Source organism: Aminobacterium colombiense DSM 12261, assembly GCF_000025885.1.
GTDB classification, from domain to species: domain Bacteria; phylum Synergistota; class Synergistia; order Synergistales; family Aminobacteriaceae; genus Aminobacterium; species Aminobacterium colombiense.
On sequence record NC_014011.1, the window covers coordinates 109,795 to 128,978 of the forward strand.

Here is a 19,184-nt window from a genome sequence, read left to right on the forward strand (position 1 = left end):
TACATTTATAAATAGTGTTTTGATTTTCAACAAGCCCTATATATAGGGCAATAAAAGAAGAGAGGTCGAGAGTAATGAAGAAAGAATTCAACCAACGCTTTGACCACGAGATCGACCTGGATGTTCTTGAGCACCCTGCGGAGCCCCGTTTGTCAGAAAATGCCACATGGCTTCTTGCTCAGCGTTATTTTATCCACCGGTACGACGAAGAAGAAGGTGGAGTACGACAAGAGCGTTCCTTTGAAGAATTTGCGCGCCGGGTGGCTCGTATTATAGCGAGTGCAGAAACCCTCTACCTCGATAAAAACGATGCAAAATCCCTTTTATGGCTTCAAACCCTTGAGAAGAATATTTTTAACGATATTCTCAACAGACGGTTTCTTTTTAACTCTCCTTGCCTTTTTGGGGCCGGAGCGGGTATGACTACTGATCCCAAGCTGTCGACCCTTGTCTATAAGTCTCCAGATCACATGACCTTTGAAGAATACGAAACCCTGCTGGCCTCGAAAACAAAAAATCAGCAGCTTTTCGCATGTTTTGTTATTGATATTCCTGATAGCATCGAGGGCATTTTCGACTCCGTAAAAGATGCCAGCATTATTAGTAAATTTGGTGGTGGTGTTGGTGGAAATTTCGGATGGCTGAGAGAAAAAGGGGCGGGTATAAACGGGGGGACCGGGGGACAGGCCAGTGGCCCCATCTCCTTTATGGAAACCTGGAATACCATGGGGTCAGTGGTGGTACAGGGGGGGAAGCGCCGTGCCGCTCTCATGGGGATGCTCTTTGATAATCATCCGGATATTATGGATTTTATTGATGCGAAAACAGAAGAAAACAAACTTTCATATTTTAATATCTCAGTCTGTGTTTCAGATGCCCTGCTTAAGGCTGTTGAGGAAGAGGGCGATTTCCCATTGATCTCGCGTATTGACGGCTCAGTGGCCAAAACTGTGAAAGCGAAAGACCTTTGGAACAAGCTTTCTGAAAGCGCCTGGAAACGGGGCGACCCCGGTGTTTTCTTTATCGATCGCGCCAATGCAGACAACCTCCTCAAGCTTGACCCGGAGTGGCGCATAGAATCCACAAATCCCTGCGGGGAGCAGCCGCTGCCGAATTATACGAGCTGCAACCTGGGCTCTATTAATGTAGAAGCCTTCGTTACGTCCAAAGGCGGCCTTCCTGCTTTTGACACAGACGGCTTTGTGGATCAGGTCTACCGCTCAATTTATTACCTTGACCTCGTGATCGATGCCTGCTCATATCCCCTGCCCCGCATCGAAGAGCGAACAAAAAGGATTCGTCCTGTGGGGTTGGGTGTCATGGGCCTGGCAGATGCTGCCATTTTGCTGGGAATGCGCTACGGCGGAGAACGTTTTGACGAATACTGCACCTCTCTTGGTGAAAGCATGGCGGCAGCCGCTTTGTGCGCCACAGAAGAAATAGTTTCGGTTATAGGGAAAGCTCCCTTTGATGAAAGCCACCTGGTGAAAGACCTATTCCATAAATTCAGAGATGAAACGGGCCAGAAAGAGCTCTTTACTGCCGAATGGCTTAAAAGTACCACCATTGAAGACATCATTTCCCTTATCGCTCTTATGAGGGGAAGCGAAACGGTTCCATACACATTAATAAATGCCATAGAAAGCATTGTGAACAATGAGGGCCTGGGAAGTGAGGAAGAACGTCTCGCAAAAGTAAAAGATGTTCTGAAAGCCCTGGAATCAGGTCAGATAAGAAATAGCCGCCGGCTCAGCATTGCCCCCACAGGCTCAATCTCAATGCTTATGGATACAAGCTCGGGAATTGAACCCAACTTTGCCTGGACATGGACCAGGCGTATTATTAAAAAGGATGGGGAAGGGCATGAGCTGCGAGAATTCTGCCATAAGCTGCTCAGCGAAGAGCTGCACCAGGAACTGAAGCAGACAGGTTGTATCTCAGACCCAACCTATGTCACTGCCTATGACATATCCACAGATGAACATGTTGCCGTTACAGGCATTTTTTCACGCTATATCGACAGCGGCATCAGCAAAACAGTGAACTTGCCCTATTCCGCAGATGTTGAAGATGTGCAAAAAGTGTATGAAATGTGTTATAAGCTGGGAACCAAGGGAATCACCATCTACCGTGACGGATCCAGATCTGCCCAACCCATAGAGGTGAAGAAAAAGGAAGAGGGGGTTCCCCACACAAGCAAGGTTAAACAGCGTCCGGGTCTTGTGGTGTTCGGAAAAACGATTAAGCAGAAAACGCCGTGGGGAAGCATGTACGTAACCCTCAACTTTGATGGCACTGAACCTTTTGAGGTCTTTGCTTCCATTGGAAAGAGCGGCTCTGAGCTCAACGCCATGACAGAAGCCCTTTCCAGAGCTATCTCTATAGGATTGCGAAGCGGCGGCAAGCTCGAAGACTTCATTGCAACACTGAAGGGCCTGTCAGGAAAAGAGTACTGGGTATTCGACTATGACGATACTCACGTTGCCCGCTCCATTCCAGACGCTATTGCCATGCTGCTCGAAAAACTTATAGAAAAAGAAGAGAAGCCAGGAGAAAAACATGACCTGCGCTGCCCTGAATGCGGCAGCCCCATGGAAATGATCTCAGGATGTGCCTACTGCTTCAGCTGCGGCCACTCGCCGTGTAAGTAGGGGATGAAGAATATCAGCTAATCCGGCCATATGGCCGGATTTTTGTTTTGAACATTTTGCAACGCCTTACGACATCAGAGGTTACATCACCGTCGAGAATGTGCAGCACAAAACAACTTGTGCCGGTGCTCAACGCCTTACGGCATCAGAGGTTATATCACAAGGAACCCTTTTTACCCATGCCGACATGAGCCAGTGCTCAACGCCTTACGGCATCAGAGGTTATATCACTTTGATAAGGTTTTGATGTATGCAGGAACACATCCGGTGCTCAACGCCTTACGGCATCAGAGGTTATATCACATCCTGCCAACCAGAGGATGAAATGTATTCTATTTGTGCTCAACGCCTTACGGCATCAGAGGTTATATCACTTTGTGCGAGAGATATCCTTTCCTGCATTCCAGAGTGCTCAACGCCTTACGGCATCAGAGGTTATATCACTTATTTGTTCGCGTGGCGTTAGGACTTCCTCGTATAGTGCTCAACGCCTTACGGCATCAGAGGTTATATCACGAGCGGTTCCAGTATTGCTCTTCTCTTGCTGAGCGGTGCTCAACGCCTTACGGCATCAGAGGTTATATCACATCAAAACAGCCTCCCTATCAAAACACCCCTGCAGTGCTCAACGCCTTACGGCATCAGAGGTTATATCACATACTCTCCTTGCCGCTCTTAAGGCTGCTGGACTGTGCTCAACGCCTTACGGCATCAGAGGTTATATCACTGTTTGGGAAGAGTTGCGGTTGATAGTGGTCAGCTGTGCTCAACGCCTTACGGCATCAGAGGTTATATCACCTGTTAGTGATTCCAACCAATTCCCCCACCACTGGTGCTCAACGCCTTACGGCATCAGAGGTTATATCACAAAATTATTAGCGTAGAAAATAACATAATGAGCTTGTGCTCAACGCCTTACGGCATCAGAGGTTATATCACTCTATAGGTGGCGACATTACTCCATTTGTTCCACGTGTGCTCAACGCCTTACGGCATCAGAGGTTATATCACATGGAATGCAGGCAGGCGAAGCCGCGGGAAAAAGGTGCTCAACGCCTTACGGCATCAGAGGTTATATCACCAGATAAAGAGAGACTGCCCTTTTTGTAAACTCCAAGTGCTCAACGCCTTACGGCATCAGAGGTTATATCACAACGCGTGGACAACCTCACGGTAAATCAGGCAAAAGAGTGCTCAACGCCTTACGGCATCAGAGGTTATATCACCTGCCGATAAAACTCGTGATTTTGGTGTATTGCAGTAGTGCTCAACGCCTTACGGCATCAGAGGTTATATCACGTAATTAACATCTACGTCTTTTACTTTTCCACCTGGTGCTCAACGCCTTACGGCATCAGAGGTTATATCACGAAGAAAACAGGCATGAGGCATATTTGCTTTATTGTGCTCAACGCCTTACGGCATCAGAGGTTATATCACATCTCACTCATATTTATGAATAAAACCATTGACTTTTTGTGCTCAACGCCTTACGGCATCAGAGGTTATATCACTCCATCAAGGCTGACATCGCAACCCTTAAAAAGTTGTGCTCAACGCCTTACGGCATCAGAGGTTATATCACAAATATGTTTCTATATTCCCTTCCTTGGGGTCCCTGGTGCTCAACGCCTTACGGCATCAGAGGTTATATCACATTTACAAAAGTTCGCTTCTATCTTCAACTGCACGTGCTCAACGCCTTACGGCATCAGAGGTTATATCACCTCATTTGAGAGAAAAGATCCACTACACCCTGTGTGTGCTCAACGCCTTACGGCATCAGAGGTTATATCACAAGTAAACCGGTATTTTTTTCATAAAATCACCCTCGTGCTCAACGCCTTACGGCATCAGAGGTTATATCACTTCAGATTCTCAAGCGCACGGACTTCGTTGATAGAGTGCTCAACGCCTTACGGCATCAGAGGTTATATCACACGCCCACAAGCACATATTTCAGGAATTGCGCTTTGTGCTCAACGCCTTACGGCATCAGAGGTTATATCACGTGGTAGGCAATTTCCCAGAACACCAGAGTATTTTGTGCTCAACGCCTTACGGCATCAGAGGTTATATCACCGAAGCTGTCTACAAAGGGCTCATCGCTGCCTAGGTGTGCTCAACGCCTTACGGCATCAGAGGTTATATCACTTTCAGGTGTTTCTTCAAGTCCAATTTGCCCTTCAAGTGCTCAACGCCTTACGGCATCAGAGGTTATATCACCTGGGGGAGCGAGTAGATACAGGGGGGGCCATCTAGTGCTCAACGCCTTACGGCATCAGAGGTTATATCACATTGTCAGAGGCTGTGGAGCAAACTTTGCAAAAGGCAGTGCTCAACGCCTTACGGCATCAGAGGTTATATCACATAGCTGAGGATTTCAGATCTCAAGTCCCCGTACGGTGCTCAACGCCTTACGGCATCAGAGGTTATATCACATAGTTCCCCAGTAAGCCCTTTCGCCTGCTGGCTGATGTGCTCAACGCCTTACGGCATCAGAGGTTATATCACTCCGTCTATTGGAATCACCGTTCCTGCAAGCGTTTGTTTCTTCTCCTTTCATGATGGAAGCTGAATAGCTTTATAATTTAGTTCTCTCTGGTTTTTTTACCTAAGGTATCCGATGTCACCCCTTAGAATTAGTAGGTTATAGTATTTCTCATGCACTTTTAGACTTTTATAAGTTGTCCTTTTCTAGTTCTTATAAGGGATTGAAGGAAGTGCACCTTTAAAAAAATAATTTCAAAAGAAGGTGCTTGAATCATTTTATAGTACAATCCATTTTTCGGGTTCATCAGGCCAAGCATTTTCTCCATTTCGCATCCTTAGTCGAGAAATGCATTTTTCACAAAGCTCTGTTATGAGGAGGCCATCTTCTGCTGTTGTACATTTACTAAGTTTCCATCGAAGATGTTCTAGCCCTCTTTCGTTGAGATGAAGACGAAATACGCTGTATTGAATGCGTTGACCATAGCCTTCCATAAGTTTCGCAACCTTGCGAAGCCGTTTTTCATTTCGGATGTCGTAAGAAATAATAAACCATTTTTTCATCAGCCCTTCCCCCTGGTTATCGAATTCTGGAGCGAGCGTAAAGGCCTGGAGCATCAGTCCATTCCTTTTCCAAGAGACGGACTTCAAGTTCCATAGCTCTTTGCCATGAAAGGGAGTATTCTAGTACAGGATGTTTCCACTTTTCCTGAATACGACGTTCAAAGAGAATTAAAGCTTTTTTTCGCCCTTCGTTTGAGAGCCAAACTTTTTCTTTTGTTGCTGAAAAATCGCTTTCTGGATTCCATTGTTTGCGATTTATGGATGCTATGGTTGTAATGTCCCAGACCGGGACTCTGAATAGTTCGATGATATCCATGGCCAATGGGTGGGCACTTGAGCGAGGAGAGTGGAGAAAACCGAAAGCTGGCTCAAGTCCTACTACAATTATACTTTGTATGATTGCACGGTAGAGCATAGAGTACCCAAAGCTCAGAATGGCATTGAATCGATCTTTTGGGGGACGTCTAGTTCTTCCGGAAGGGATCATTTCGGGAGGAACGTCTTTGCTCAGTATTTTGGGTATTAAAGAAAAGTACAGGTGGGCAGCATTTCCTTCTATGCCACGCAGTATGTCAACACCTTCCGCAGCAGGGATTGCTTTTAGTAACGAGCGCATTTCGTTAAGGCCCTTTTCCATTTCGGAGTCTCGTTCTTTGCCTCGGGTTGATCGGAGGAGAAAACGGAGTTGACTTTCGACTTTAGCCAAAACAGTGCGTCGGGCGAGCTTGAGGCACTGCCCTGGATTGATAAGGGCTTGATATTGCCTGATTCTCCTTTGAACAGGACCAGGACCGGGGACAAAACTACCAAGGTGTGTTCCGCCTCCGGTGTACCAGTGAAGATGGATTCCTTTGTCGGAGCAAAGACGGAGTGCTTGTGTGGTAACCTGGGCATTCCCGTGAATGGTTATGGAATGAAGGTTTCCAGAAGGTATTTTTTGTGGTGGAGTATCACTTTCTTCCAGCTTAAAACTCTCGCCACTTCTCCCGATGCGAGTGCTGTGGCCAGTTACATGGAGTGCTGCCCCTTCTATTTCTTGAGGGAAGAGGCGTATAGGTTCCCATTCTGGAGTTCGAGAGAATCTTTCTTCTTCAGGGAGGCAAACAGGTGCTAAGGAGCAGCGAAGGCATTTGCGCGGGGAATCAGAGATAGGAGGACGTTCTGTTCTTTGGCGAAGAGTTTGCGCTCTCTGAATCGCATTATAAACCTTTTCCCTGTTTTCATTTGAGAGCTTAATGGTGATGGTTGTGTTTGTCCCATGATATCGAATTCTTGCTTCTTGAAGCTCTCGTCCAAAATATTCTTCAAGAAGGAGGGCATATGCTGTAACCTGAACGATGTCAGTTTCCCAGGCTTGAGGTTCCTCGCCTTTTCTCAGCACGGGTTTCCCCTTTTTATGTTCATAGGGTACCCAATTTCCGTTCCTGTGCCTGATAGCATCAGCCTTTCCTGTAAGTCCAAGAGTTTCGCTAGAAAGGAAGAAGGAGCGGAATTCCTCCCCTTCTTCCTTGGCCAGTTCCTCGTGGAGAGTTCTTCCCGCATAGACACTTGCATCTGCTATGCGAATTTCCTCTACTTCCTCTAAGTAAAAAAGACGTTCGCAATAAAGCAGAGCATGAAGAGAGCTTATGCGCAGGAGAGCTTCATTTTCTGACGTTATAGTCAATAAATCACCTCCACCCATGCTCCTGAAGGTATTTCACTGATTCTTTCTTTTGTCGGAGCGAAAAGAGCTGTCCGAGTTTTCGACATGTCTTCCCTGTCAATTGTGATGGTAAACCTATTAATACGTTGTTTATCTAATTCGATCAATGGTTCTTCTAAACAGCAATACCAGTATGCAGGAAGAGAAGGTGTTGTTTCTTCAATTCGATCTAGAATAAATGAATTGTCGCCTAAAAAAGGAAGTCCGTATTTTCTTTGAGTTTTTCCCTCAAGGCTGTTTCGCAGTTTTTCTTCAAAATCAGGAGAATCTATGGCGATGATGGCATCAATGCCCGAAAGAAAAGCTCTCGTTACGGGGAGAATGTTGTATTTGCTTCCTTTTGTGAAAGGCTTCCATTCTTTTCTCGTTGTTCCCACGGGGTAGTTGTGGAGTTGTTGCAAAATTTCCTGTTGCTCGGGGAATTTAATTGCGCCGATTGCCAGTTTTATCGGGGGAAGGCCTTTTTGTATGAGGGTAGTACCGTTCTTTCCTTCTCCTCCACGCATCTCCACGCCAGCAATGTTCAGCAGCAGTCCGAATGCTGCTGAAGGAGTGATAAAGTCTATGGTAGGGCGAAAGCTGCCTGTCGCAAAATGGCGAAAGGTTGCGAAGGGAGCCGTTACACGAAGACGAATCATGGCTTTTATCCGAACGCGCGGTTGCCCGCCATCTCTAAAATTTTCCCCGCATTGCGATTTAGAGTTGTTCCTTTCTCCAATAGGGCGTTTTGTTTAATTTCATTCATATCGCAGACAATTTTACCCCCGATGAGAAACTCAGAACCAGGTAGATTGTCATGGAGAATGCCTTCCATTATTTCAGGGAATGTGTGTGTTCCGTTTTCTTCTGTTTTGAATCCATAAGTATCGTATCCTGCAGCAAGCTTGTGTGTCATGCGAATAATGATACTTGATGGAGCCATATCGAAAAGGCTACGTGCGTGATTTCCTGCGACTCCACCGAGTTGTCCTATGACAGAGAGAAGAGTCTTTGTCCACTCTGCTTTTTCTTTGCAATCCTCAAGGTTGAGTGCAAAGGGGTACTGAAAAGAGGTAAATATTGTTTCTCTGTGAAGAAGTTGCGATGAGTCCGCATTTTTCCAAGGACTTTCTAAATGCTGAGGAGACTGAGTAAAAACAGTGTCATGCCTATATGGTTCGAGAGCTACTGCCAGGTTCATGCGCAAAACGGAGTCGCGTTTAAAGGTAAAAAGTGTTACGTCACGTCCTTTTTCTTTGATTTCTTTTTTAATCTTTTCCCGGTCCTTTTTGCCAGCGGCAATAAGCCATCCCATGAAAAAGTCGTCGGCATAAACGTTTGCATCGGGATAGTCCTCAAATTTGACAGCAAGTTGCTCTTCATCATGTAACCTACTTCGGTTGCACGGAAGTCCCATACTACGCAAGCCTTCGCGAATAGCATTTCTCATTGATTCGGGAGACACTATGGCATACTGTAGACGTCCTTTGGTGATTTTTTGGAGAATAGCACGATTTTCAGCTGATTCTCCACGATAGTTTGCACTGGGAGCAGCGTTTGTTAACACAGTTGCAAATAAATTCATTGAACCTTCCTCCTTCATGGAAGTATTATTCTGTTTCTATTTCAGGCTGAGATTGCCTTTCTTTTGGATAATAAACATATGAACATGCAGAAAGAGCAAGCATGGCAAAAAGTTTTATTTTTTCCCGTTCTTTGGGGTCTACCAAGCTTTTGGCCATAAGAAGATAGTCGTCCTTTCCTTCGTTTTTAAAGTCATTTTTGAGAAATTGAGGAATTGCGCATAGTGTCCCTGTGAAAAACTCTGCAATATCTGTACCGCTGCGTCCCCGAAGAGCAAGAAAAGCTCCTGTGCATATTTTTTTGAGTTCCGCTAAATAATCTTCGGGATAAGCAAGAAAACTATCTTCTTTTGTTTGCTCAAGATGAGTTTTCCCGCCGGGGATCTTTATTTTCGGACGACTTTTCAACTCTGAGATGACGAAATTACGTACGATGTTTCGGACTTTTGCCGCTAATCGTTCCGTATGGTCTATTAAGTTAGAATTTACACCATTTTCTTCCATTTCTTTCGCCTCCTGTTCGATGTAATATAGTTTTTGGGCTATTTCTTTAAATTTTTTGTTTATATCCAGTCCGAAAAAGGGGATGTTTCGAGGACTACCTTCTCGAGACCATATGAAAAACTCAGAGGGGTATGTTTCAAGGATACCCTCCATTCCAACATGCCAATGAGTACCGTTTAATAGATTTCTTATCCGTAGTGTTTTATATAAGAAATTCAGGGGTTTTTTTCTTCCTCCCGCAGAGACAATGCTGTTATATTCATTCAATATGGGGACACTAACGGGGATTCGAGATGATGAAAGGAGTTTTACAGAATTGCCTTTTTTTGTCATGTGGTAATATTCAACGCCTTCTACTCTATCGAATACACCTTCTGTTTCCAGGCGACGTCCAGAGATAGCGGAAAGGAATTCCAAACCACTTTCCTCTGGCAAATCAATGATTGATGATGAGGGGCGAAATGATTTCGTTTCTTTTTCAGGATCATTTTGAAACCATTTTCTGAGTTCTCCTAGATAGGGTTTAATTTTTGTTATTTCCGGCATGACAAAAACATACCCATTTTCATCCCATTCAACAGAATAAGTGCCCTTATTATCTCTATTCCCCTTCTTTACCATGAAATTTCGAACAACGAAAAGAGCGCATGCTATGGGAGTAAAGTGTAGAAGGACATTTTCATGTAGCAGCCCTTTGAAAGGGATACCTTCTGCATTGAAGCCTTCAGCACCGAGCAAAAGAGAGCCTGCAAGATCTTCAATTCCTCCTTTTTTTCGAATAAGAGAACTCCATAACTTCTCCACAAAGGAACAGGGGTTGTTTTGAACTCGCTCAGAATAAACTCCTCTGGAAGCAGGTTTTCCCTTGTAGGTTGACCAAAGTGCATCTCGCCAGAGTTCAAGCCGCTTTTTCCCTTCCGGTCCTTCGGAAAAAAGTCCTTTGAAAAATGAGCCTTTAGGAACTGTGATTTCGTAAACGAATACTCTTTCTGTCTTTTTTTTTCCGTTCTTTTCTACCTCCTTTTCCCGAATTTCTATAGGGGATGCTCCAGACCATTTTGATGGACTTTCGACGATGATATTTTCTCCATCGTATAGTTCATCGAAAACAGCTTGGAAACTTTTACGTGTGAATTGAAATGTCCAGGTTCCATCAATGTTCTCCTTGTATTCTGGTAATGGTGCCATTTCTCTTTCTTCCATGGTTTCAAGTAAAAGAACTAACCCTGCAAGTCCTGTTTTATGTTGCGCTGATGGAAGGTTATCAAGACTGTATTCCAGTTCCAGAATTGTTTCGTTTTTTTCTTTTGCATTTTTTGTTTTCACTATAAGCTCCCCTCCTTTCTTATTTTTTGTTAGACTAATAGTCCCAAACTTTCTACATATCGTCCCTTTGCGATGTAAAGGTATGAGGGGAGGCCATTCCCTCTCTCTACACAGTTTTGTGGAGCAGGGAGAATCAGTCCATCAATAGGTTGAAATTGTTTGCGAAGGTTCCAATAATTGTTGATGTTGCTCTCTAGGATTGCGGAGACAGTGTAGACATCTCCATCTCGTATTCCTCCTCCGAAAGTGAAGGCAAAAGCGTCGGAGTTGAGGAATGGAAGCAGCTTTTCCATTTCCCTGTTTTGAGGAGAGAATTCTTCTAAAAGAGATTGTAAGTCCTCCTGATTTATAGTTTTATTGTTGATGTTTCGTACAAAGGCTTCAGCAATTTCTATATCCTCTTTGGAGTAAGGAAGATTTTTTGCAGGAGGGTAGAGAAGGATTCGTCCTCCTTCGCATATTTCAAGATATCTGTTGCATCTTCCCATGCGCTGTATGAGAGACGTTACAGGAGCAAACTCAGAAATGAGCAGTGAAGCACTTAAATCGAGACTCATTTCACAGACTTGTGTAGTAATGGCGATCATCGGTTCTGGATCTCGAAATTTTTCGATAAGTTTTTTATGCCACTTTTGCCGGTCTTTGAGACGAAATCTACTATGATAGCAAAGTAGATTTTCTGCGAAACTCTCTTGTAATTCCATTGCGATTTCTTGGCATCGTTTGACTGTGTTGACAACCCAGAGTACCTTTTCTCCATTTTTATAAGCTTTTAGCGCTTCTTCTAGAGCTTCTTCCTTCTTGCATTGTTTAACTCGATATCGCATCGCAGAAGCTTTTTCCTTCAGGTCGGGGAAGCTCGCTATGGATTCCGGGAAGATTTTTAATCCGGCTTCACGAAGCTGATCTAATCTATTGATGGGGAGACTAGCTGTCATGCATAAGGCGGGAACATTAAATTCGCGAAGAAAACCGAGTAAAGCAGAAAAAAGAGTTTGGTCAAAGCTGTGAATTTCGTCAAACACTACAGCACTGTCAGCGAGAAGTGGCAAGAGACACGATGATCGATAATCATGGCGCATGAAACCAAGAAATTGATCTACAGTAGCGCTAAAGAGTCTTTTCTGCCATAAACCTACTGCAAAAAGACGGTCGTTAGTAAGAAATTCTTTTTCTGACCGAGGGTCGGGATTATCGAACATTCCTTGGAGTTCGTAGTTAGAAGTACCGTGTAAAAGAGTTCCGTCTGTTTCTGGGGCCCATGAGACGTAATCCCGGAACCCTTCGGTGGCAGTAGCTCGGGTGGGGTAGAGAAAGATGAAGCGGCTGATAGGATGGCGTGAAGCGACACCACTGCCCCATTTCCATGCAGCTAGAGTTTTTCCGCTCCCGCAAGGGGCAAGAAGACAGGTTCGGTCAGGCAGAGTGCTTGAGGCTAGTTGAAATTCTGAGAATAAAAAAGGCTTTTTTTCTCCTGTTGTCTCGATCTGAGTGCATCGAGGAGCGATAACATCGTACTCAATTTTCTCTTTTGATAGAAGATTATTTTTGTCGAAGGCATTATCTATCCATCTTGTCATAGGGACATCTACTGATTGATTCATCTCTCTGGCAAGTCCGGAACCTGCCGCATCAGCGAGAATAAGAGCTGTTCTGACAGCTCGTAATAAGCGTAGTTTTTGTGGCTCTTGGGCGGGGAAAGAACGGCGAAGTTCTTTTTCAATGGAATCGAAGTCTAAAGCGATTTTTTCTTCTTTTATGTTTATTCGTTGTGGGATGGCATGGTTGAGGAGGCACGATTCCTTAGAGTTGAATTCAGAGGAGAAAAGATCAAGAATATCTTGTACCCCGTTAGCTAAAATCTTGATGAGCGGATTGTCATAATCTGAAGAATTAAGAATCCCTTTTTTCAATTTGAGGTGGTGTCCCATGACGGATGCCCGAATGATATGAAAATCAATTCCTTGAGATTCGATAAACTTTCTGCAAAGCTCTTGGCTGAGAATCCAACCACCAAGAAATTCATGCCGAAGGGATTGTGGTGCGTTTCCTTGGAGAGCCTTTTGAAATTGATCGTTTGATTTCCCTATATCGTGAAAAACAATCGCTGCTTTCAGGTTTTGAGAGAAATTGAAGAACTCCGTTTCATGGATTTTAAAAAAGGACAACCATTTTTCTCCAAGGTGTTTAGGTTCATGTTCTTTCCCAAAAAGAGAAAATGAAGCATTAAGTACGTCTTGTGTGTGTTCTAAAAGGGTTTTTTGAATTGTGACGTTGCCTACCGCAATACCCTTTTTTGCCAAGATTGTCATGGTATTATTCACGTCTCTGTGGAATAAAAACACCGCATCCCATCATTCGTCGCCCTCCCAAACCAGTTCTTTGAAGGCGAAGTGATTCTTCAGCTGTTAATTTACTTACGAGAAGGGGAAAGCCGACAATATTTTTATCTTTAATGCACAGAGTTCGTTTGATGAAAGGAGATGATATTCTGTTATCTGTCTTTCCTTCTATAGATTTAAGATGGGATCGTAATAAAAGGTGCGGAGTTCCCAAAATATTAAGGGTATCAAGTTGTCTTTGAACTGCATCCAGAAATTGGTCTGGTTCAGTAAAGCCTTTAATGGTAACGAGCCTGCTTCCTAAAATAGGATAAGGAACGAGCTTTCTCGAAACGGGAATTCCGACAGTAACATTATGAGTACCAATTCTCAAAAATTTTCCGCAAAGAAAAAGAAAATCGGGAACTTTGTCAACGGGAATGCGAAGTGTAAGACGACTTTTGTTGTTTAATGCGATTTTCCTTTCACCGCATGGTGCTCCGTTTATTGGATGAATGGAGATATTTCTTCTGTGTTCAGCATGATGAATGGAGGGGAGTATATCTGTAATAGCGCTGTACAGTTGATAACCATGGTCCGCATCAATGGTTTTGCCATGGAGTTGAAACTCCAAATCGACCAATTGACTCAACTCCTTCATTATTTTTTAGCAACAAAAGTATCTGCAATTTCAGAATTGTTGGCCCGTCTTTTTGTTGTTTTTTTAAAGAAACGAGTTCGCAAATTAAGGAATGCTTCTTGTAATATATAAAATCTTTACCCAACGAATGTTAGCGAAGAACAGCAGGCAAAGGTATTGTTATCATTTTTTCATCAGAAACTGCTTAAAAAAGGTTCATCTTGAATTTCTAAATTAAATATACCATATAATAATTTCTGAGCAAAAATTATTAGTTTATAGCGAAATTTTTAACGGATGTCGCAAAAATAAGTTGCTTATTTGCGGGCAATTATATTGATATTGGTTGGGCTTGAGTCTTGTCGATAATCTAAAGATTTGAAAGATCGTGTGATGAGGTTTTCGATATTGTAAGATAGCCTAGTTTGGATCGGGATTTTCATGGGCATAATTCTTTTCCCGCTCTTAGGTCTTTTCGGGTTGACATTGTTTCTTAGAGAAACTTGTTGGTCAGGACTTTCATAGTAACAAAAAGCGAGATTTCATCCTTTGTTTTAGTTTCTTTAACTAACCCACAATTTTATTTTCCCCCAACATTCTTTTTGCTTCCATATACCCTATTTCGATTATATTCTCAGCTTTGCTGATATCGAATGTGTTGAAAGGGGAAAGGTCTGGCCTGATAAGAATATCGCTTTCCTCTGTTTGCAGTTTTGTAGCGGTTTCCAGTGCGATGTGGAAGGATTTGAATAGCACTTCTATGATATTCTCTGGTTTTTTTGCTTTAATTTGCCAAAGAGATCAACGCTGATGATGAAGTTAGCTCCCATATCCTTAAGGGGTGTTATGGGGACATTTTCAACAAGTTCGCCGTCGACGAGGAGCCGATTGTCTATCTCCACAGGAATAAAAATACCTGGGATGCACGAGCTTGCCATTACGGCAGCTGCCACATTTCCATTTTTAAGCGCCACTTTTTCACCGCTTGTAATATCCGTTGCTATCATCGCGAGGGGAATACAGGCTTCGTCAAAGGTAACATCTCCGAGATTGTCTGTTATGAGCAGTGCCAAGAACGGCGCCTCCCCCAAGGGCTAGTCCTATTTTTTTCTTTCTCCATGAGGTCTGTTACGATTTCCAGCGCGGCCGCGGGATTCCCAGATTGCCACAAGCGTTGCTATCATGATGTCATGGCGGGTTACCTCCTGTTTCCTTTATTTTGGTTGTGTGAGCAACACCAGTATAAAGGAGAGGTGCCCGCCTTTTTCAATATCTCTTTCACTTTACCTAAGTAAACGGAACGAAACTCTGGACCATCTACAGAAGGGTTACCCGTGACAATTGACAAATCATGGTATGTGGTATACCATGTACCAAACAAATAAAACATTTTTCAAACTTCCCACTTAACTTCCCACTTGAATTCCTATTCCTAATAGTAGAGAGGTAAAGACGCCATGTCGCTTTCTATGTTTGAGGAAATAAAAACTCGTACGTTGCAAGAGCAAATTTTAGAAAAGTTAAAAGACCTCATAAAAGATGGGTCGCTAAAGGCGGGCCAATTTTTACCTTCTGAGAGAGATTTAGCAAAGACACTTGGAGTGAGCCGAATTCCCCTTAGGGAAGCGCTTAACAAGCTCCAAGTTCTTGGTGTGGTTGAAAGGCAGCATGGGAGAAGAACCTTGATCAAAGGGCTTGGAGGCATTCCCATTACGGAAATTATTGAAATAATTTCTGACAGCGGGGATGAAATTGAAACAGTTAATCAGCTAAAAGAGATAAGACTGATTCTTGAAGTAGAAGCAGCAGGTTTGGCATCTCAAAGAAGGGACAAAGATGATTTAAAGAGGTTGGAAGAGTTGGTTGAACAGATGGAGAAGGAATATAAAGAAGTGGAAAAGCTTCAAGTACTATCTCTTCGTTTCCACATGGCAATTGTCGAAGCGGCTAAGAATAGAATCCTGTCTTTGGTTTATCTTTTTTTTCACGATCTTCAACAACGCAGCCGTAAATATTCAAAGAGAATTCATAGTGATCCAATTGGCATAGTCAAAGACCATAAAGAGATTTTCAAGGCGATTCAAGAAAAGGACCGCAAATTAGCAGAAGAGCTAATGAGGAGTCACCTTGACCAAGTGACATTTATTTTGCCCTATCAAGAGAAATGACAAAGTATTTCATGATCATTTTTAAGAACCTATTGTGCAACATTAAAAGCAAAAGGTCTAGGGCAGGTTTTAAAAGTTCGCATTATTGCGTTTCCATGCAATATACATCGATAGTTCACCCTTATCACGTGGTGTGCTAGCTGTTCGGGAAGTTAGTTCGAACCAACGAGCTGTATTCGAGGGGGGGATGTTAATCAACAAGAAGCAATAAGCGAGATGTCAAGGGTGATAAATTGATGGGTCGTTATTATTGCCTGTTGGAAGAAGTCTTAATAATTTATGCAGGTGGCTGATATGGCCAAAAGGAGGAGGTTTAACATATGAAAAGGTTTCTACGAGGACTTGCTTTGTTTGTCGTAATGGGCCTGATTTTCGGACTGGTTGGCACTCTTGGAATGGGAAGCGCTTTTGCTAGTTCTGATACGTATGTTTTTAAGCTTGCCATCGAGATGCCGGAGAGGCACCCCTATTGGATGGGAGCTACTAAATTTAACGAGTTGTTGCAGGAGAAAACTGGAGGACGTGTCAAGATAGATATCTATCCAAGTGGTCAGCTTGGTACGCAGAAGGATACTGCGGAGGCAGTGGCCATGGGCGCTTTGGAGTTTTCATTGGTGTCAGGTGCTGTTTTAGAAAGATATGACCCTCGAGCTGAGGTGGTACAGCTTCCCTTTGTTTTTAGAGACTTGGATCATGCCCATAAAACAATGTTCGGAGACTTTGGTAAAAAGATGGGCAGCTGGTTCGAGGCAAAAGGCATTATGGTGCCCTCCTTCCTCCTCAATGGCCCTAAGCATGTAACATCAACAATGGAAATCGGCAGCCCAGCAGACATGAAGGGTATCAAGCTGAGAACCCAGCAAGCCCCCACAATGATTGAATTCGGAAAAGCGCTTGGCTGCGTAGTGAGCCCAATGCCGTATGGGGAGGTCTATACGGCCCTTCAACTTAACACTGTAGACGCTGAAGTTCAATGTGTGGCCAACGTTCTATTTGATAAACATTACGAAGTTGCAAAGAATATGAACGATGTAACACTTTTTGTCTACCTTGAACCGCTTTTAATGAGCAAGAAGGTTTACGATGGCTTACCCAAGGATATTCAGGAAGCTATTTTGGAATGTGCTGTCGAAGCAGCGGACTGGCAGTGGAACTACTACAGAAGTAATATGCACGAAACGTTTATACCTGAACTCACCAAGCTAGGCGTGAAGTTTAACGCAGGCGACGCAGCAGAATGGAAAAAGGCATTAGAAGATGCAGGCTACTACAATAAATTCGAGCAGCACAAGCCCCTAATGGATGAAATTGCAGAAGTCAAGTAACTAGATTATTGCTCAGAGCGGGTGGTCAAACTTTGTATGGGGCCACCCGCTCCTCATAGTGGCAGTGTTGGCGAATAGATTAATGTAGGGGTGATGCAAAATGACAAAGAAAGCAACAATGGGGGCGAGTTCTACGAGATCTGCTATTACGTACCTATGTGATGGTATTGAGGCAGTATTGGATCGTTTTCTGGTTCCCCTCCTAATGGCAAGCCTTGCATTTATAGTCTTTTTTCAGGTGATCAACAGGTTTATTCTTCACATTCCAGCCGCATGGACTGAGGAAATGGGTCGGTACCTGTTTGTATGGGCTTCATTATTGGGTGCTGTCAGCGGGGTCCGTAAGGGCGCCCATTTAAATGTAGAAATTGTTCAGAATGCAGTTAAAGGTAGTTTTCGGCGTATTCTCATGTTGGCAAGTGATATATTCTGCTTGATTTTCTTTGGAGTCCTGGGCTACCAGGGCCTATATTGGGTCAAAACTAGTGGAATTAACGTTTTGGCGGACAGTATGGATATACCAATGCTTTACATACAAGTAATAGTTCCTGTGAGCGCGATCTTGATGCTGATATTTACTGCAGAACATATACATCGCGTTATCGTTAAACATAACGACAAGGAAGCGGGGGACTGCAAATGTTAACGGCGTGGTTGCTAGCAATTTTGGCTATAAGCATCGCCGTTGGTGCTCCGATAGCTGTTTCTCTTGGGCTTACCGCGGTTGGCTATTTTTTGCTCAAAGGCCAGGCTTCTTTTCTCTTTTTGGTTGCTCAGAGACTTTTTGCTGGATGCAACTCTTTTGAACTCATAGCTATTCCATTGTTTGTCCTATCAGGGGATCTCATGCTTGACGGTGCAATTTCTAAAGCATTAGTAGATCTGGCAAAAAGCATGTTTGGCTGGGTGCGTGGAAACCTAGCGTTGACAACTACGCTGGGATCCATGCTTTTCGGTGCTGTGTCTGGATCAGGACCTGCCACAGCTTCCGCTATTGGATCAATAGTAGCTGAGCCAATGGCAGAAGAAGGTTACCCGAGGGCGTACACAAGTGCGGTGATTGCGGCTTCGTCGCCGTTGGGCTCTCTTATTCCTCCGAGTATCCTTATGGTAGTTTATGGTGCTGCCTCAGGGGCCTCAATAGCAAAGATGCTCATGTCTGGGATTGGCCCTGGCATTCTATTTGGCGTTCTTTTCATGGTTTATGAGATACACGTTGGCAGAAGAGCGCAATATGGCAGTGTGTCTCCATTTTCCTTATCTCAATTTCTTGTTGCTTTAAGGAAGGGAGTATGGGCGCTTATTGCTCCAGTGATAATTTTGGGTGGGATATATTCAGGGATTTTTACTCCGACGGAGGCAGCCGCTGTAACAGTTTTCTATAGCCTGTTTGTTGGAATGGTTGTGAACCGAACCATAAAGCTGAAAAACCTCCCTTCGATACTTCTCCGAAGTGGTGTTACTTCTGGAGCGATTTTATTTGTGCTTGGTACCGTGGCTGCTTTTGGTTACGTCATTACGAGGGAGGGGATTCCTCAGCAGCTGACGATAGCAGCTACCTCTATTATAAAAACTCCTATCATGTTCCTTATAGTATCCCAGGTGATCCTGGTTGTGGCTGGAATGCTTATGAATGGCTCAGCTGCAATAATGCTTTTGGTGCCCCTTTTTCTTCCCACAGTGCGACAGTATGGAATAGACCCAGTCTACTTCGGCGGCTTGATGGTGGCGAACCTTTCTATAGGTATGTATACCCCACCAGTGGCAGTAACTTCGTATGTTGCGTCTAGAATAGCTGGTGCGTCGTTTGATGAGACAAACAGGGCATTGGTTCCCTTTTTAGTAGTTTCATTTATAGCAATAGTCATATTGCTGCTTGTGCCGGGAATCATCACCTTCCTTCCGCATTACCTTTTAGATTGATAGTG

14 protein-coding genes and 1 CRISPR repeat array are annotated in these 19,184 nt (G+C 43.8%); of the genes, 5 read left to right on the top strand and 9 right to left on the bottom strand.

The window, feature by feature from the left end; translation table 11 throughout:
- Positions 1–74: 74 nt before the first annotated feature.
- Positions 75–2,651 carry an adenosylcobalamin-dependent ribonucleoside-diphosphate reductase gene (locus AMICO_RS00575; protein WP_013047534.1) on the top strand — a complete coding sequence of 859 codons (2,577 nt, stop codon included), beginning with the start codon at positions 75–77 and terminating at the stop codon, positions 2,649–2,651.
- Positions 2,652–2,705: 54 nt separating this feature from the next.
- A CRISPR array of direct repeats spans positions 2,706–5,165; the repeat unit is 36 nt; unit sequence GTGCTCAACGCCTTACGGCATCAGAGGTTATATCAC.
- A 255-nt stretch (positions 5,166–5,420) separates the two neighbouring features.
- Here the strand turns inward: AMICO_RS00575 and cas2 are convergent.
- From cas2 to AMICO_RS09745, 9 genes are all read right to left on the bottom strand, one after another.
- Positions 5,421–5,705 carry a CRISPR-associated endonuclease Cas2 gene (cas2, locus tag AMICO_RS00580; RefSeq protein ID WP_013047536.1) on the bottom strand — a complete coding sequence of 95 codons (285 nt, stop codon included), beginning with the start codon at positions 5,703–5,705 and terminating at the stop codon, positions 5,421–5,423.
- A 16-nt stretch (positions 5,706–5,721) separates the two neighbouring features.
- Positions 5,722–7,371, bottom strand: coding sequence for a type I-MYXAN CRISPR-associated endonuclease Cas4/Cas1 (locus AMICO_RS00585; protein ID WP_013047537.1), 1,650 nt, complete (start codon positions 7,369–7,371; stop codon positions 5,722–5,724).
- A complete protein-coding gene (locus tag AMICO_RS00590; protein WP_013047538.1) occupies positions 7,368–8,048 on the bottom strand; it encodes a CRISPR-associated protein Cas5 in 681 nt (226 codons plus the stop codon). The genes AMICO_RS00585 and AMICO_RS00590 overlap by 4 nt, the downstream gene beginning before the upstream one ends.
- A gap of 5 nt (positions 8,049–8,053) precedes the next feature.
- A complete protein-coding gene (locus AMICO_RS00595) occupies positions 8,054–8,974 on the bottom strand; it encodes a hypothetical protein (protein WP_013047539.1) in 921 nt (306 codons plus the stop codon).
- Positions 8,975–8,999: 25 nt separating this feature from the next.
- Positions 9,000–10,802, bottom strand: a complete 1,803-nt coding sequence (gene cmx8 / locus AMICO_RS00600) for a type I-MYXAN CRISPR-associated protein Cmx8 (protein ID WP_013047540.1) — start codon at positions 10,800–10,802, stop codon at positions 9,000–9,002.
- 29 nt (positions 10,803–10,831) lie between these two features.
- Positions 10,832–13,114: a CRISPR-associated helicase/endonuclease Cas3 gene (locus AMICO_RS00605; protein ID WP_013047541.1), complete on the bottom strand. Its 2,283-nt coding sequence runs from the start codon at positions 13,112–13,114 to the stop codon at positions 10,832–10,834.
- Positions 13,115–13,118: 4 nt separating this feature from the next.
- Positions 13,119–13,766 carry a type I-MYXAN CRISPR-associated protein Cas6/Cmx6 gene (gene cas6 / locus AMICO_RS00610; RefSeq protein ID WP_013047542.1) on the bottom strand — a complete coding sequence of 216 codons (648 nt, stop codon included), beginning with the start codon at positions 13,764–13,766 and terminating at the stop codon, positions 13,119–13,121.
- Positions 13,767–14,330: 564 nt separating this feature from the next.
- On the bottom strand, positions 14,331–14,519 hold the full coding sequence (locus AMICO_RS10125; RefSeq protein WP_052292776.1) for a patatin-like phospholipase family protein: 189 nt from the start codon (positions 14,517–14,519) through the stop codon (positions 14,331–14,333).
- A 2-nt stretch (positions 14,520–14,521) separates the two neighbouring features.
- Positions 14,522–14,836 carry a patatin-like phospholipase family protein gene (locus tag AMICO_RS09745; protein ID WP_052292777.1) on the bottom strand — a complete coding sequence of 105 codons (315 nt, stop codon included), beginning with the start codon at positions 14,834–14,836 and terminating at the stop codon, positions 14,522–14,524.
- A gap of 396 nt (positions 14,837–15,232) precedes the next feature.
- On the opposite strand from AMICO_RS09745, the gene AMICO_RS00620 reads away from it, so the two are divergent.
- From AMICO_RS00620 to AMICO_RS00635, 4 genes are all read left to right on the top strand, one after another.
- The gene (locus AMICO_RS00620) at positions 15,233–15,931 is read left to right on the top strand and encodes a FadR/GntR family transcriptional regulator (protein WP_169302785.1); all 699 of its coding nucleotides are present in this window, start codon (positions 15,233–15,235) and stop codon (positions 15,929–15,931) included.
- 320 nt (positions 15,932–16,251) lie between these two features.
- The gene (locus tag AMICO_RS00625) at positions 16,252–17,256 is read left to right on the top strand and encodes a TRAP transporter substrate-binding protein (RefSeq protein WP_013047544.1); all 1,005 of its coding nucleotides are present in this window, start codon (positions 16,252–16,254) and stop codon (positions 17,254–17,256) included.
- A 100-nt stretch (positions 17,257–17,356) separates the two neighbouring features.
- Entirely contained in the window at positions 17,357–17,902 is a 546-nt protein-coding gene (locus AMICO_RS00630) for a TRAP transporter small permease (RefSeq protein WP_013047545.1), read from the top strand.
- The gene (locus AMICO_RS00635; protein ID WP_013047546.1) at positions 17,896–19,179 is read left to right on the top strand and encodes a TRAP transporter large permease; all 1,284 of its coding nucleotides are present in this window, start codon (positions 17,896–17,898) and stop codon (positions 19,177–19,179) included. Before AMICO_RS00630 ends, AMICO_RS00635 begins: the two co-directional genes overlap by 7 nt.
- Positions 19,180–19,184: the final 5 nt, after the last annotated feature.

Coding starts and splice junctions, on each gene's coding strand:
- AMICO_RS00575 (WP_013047534.1), top strand. CDS start 75: ATGAAGAAAGAATTCAACCAACGCTTTGACCACGAGATCGACCTGGAT.
- cas2 (WP_013047536.1), bottom strand. CDS start 5,705: ATGAAAAAATGGTTTATTATTTCTTACGACATCCGAAATGAAAAACGG.
- AMICO_RS00590 (WP_013047538.1), bottom strand. CDS start 8,048: ATGATTCGTCTTCGTGTAACGGCTCCCTTCGCAACCTTTCGCCATTTT.
- AMICO_RS00595 (WP_013047539.1), bottom strand. CDS start 8,974: ATGAATTTATTTGCAACTGTGTTAACAAACGCTGCTCCCAGTGCAAAC.
- AMICO_RS00605 (WP_013047541.1), bottom strand. CDS start 13,114: ATGACAATCTTGGCAAAAAAGGGTATTGCGGTAGGCAACGTCACAATT.
- AMICO_RS00620 (WP_169302785.1), top strand. CDS start 15,233: ATGTTTGAGGAAATAAAAACTCGTACGTTGCAAGAGCAAATTTTAGAA.
- AMICO_RS00625 (WP_013047544.1), top strand. CDS start 16,252: ATGAAAAGGTTTCTACGAGGACTTGCTTTGTTTGTCGTAATGGGCCTG.
- AMICO_RS00630 (WP_013047545.1), top strand. CDS start 17,357: ATGACAAAGAAAGCAACAATGGGGGCGAGTTCTACGAGATCTGCTATT.
- AMICO_RS00635 (WP_013047546.1), top strand. CDS start 17,896: ATGTTAACGGCGTGGTTGCTAGCAATTTTGGCTATAAGCATCGCCGTT.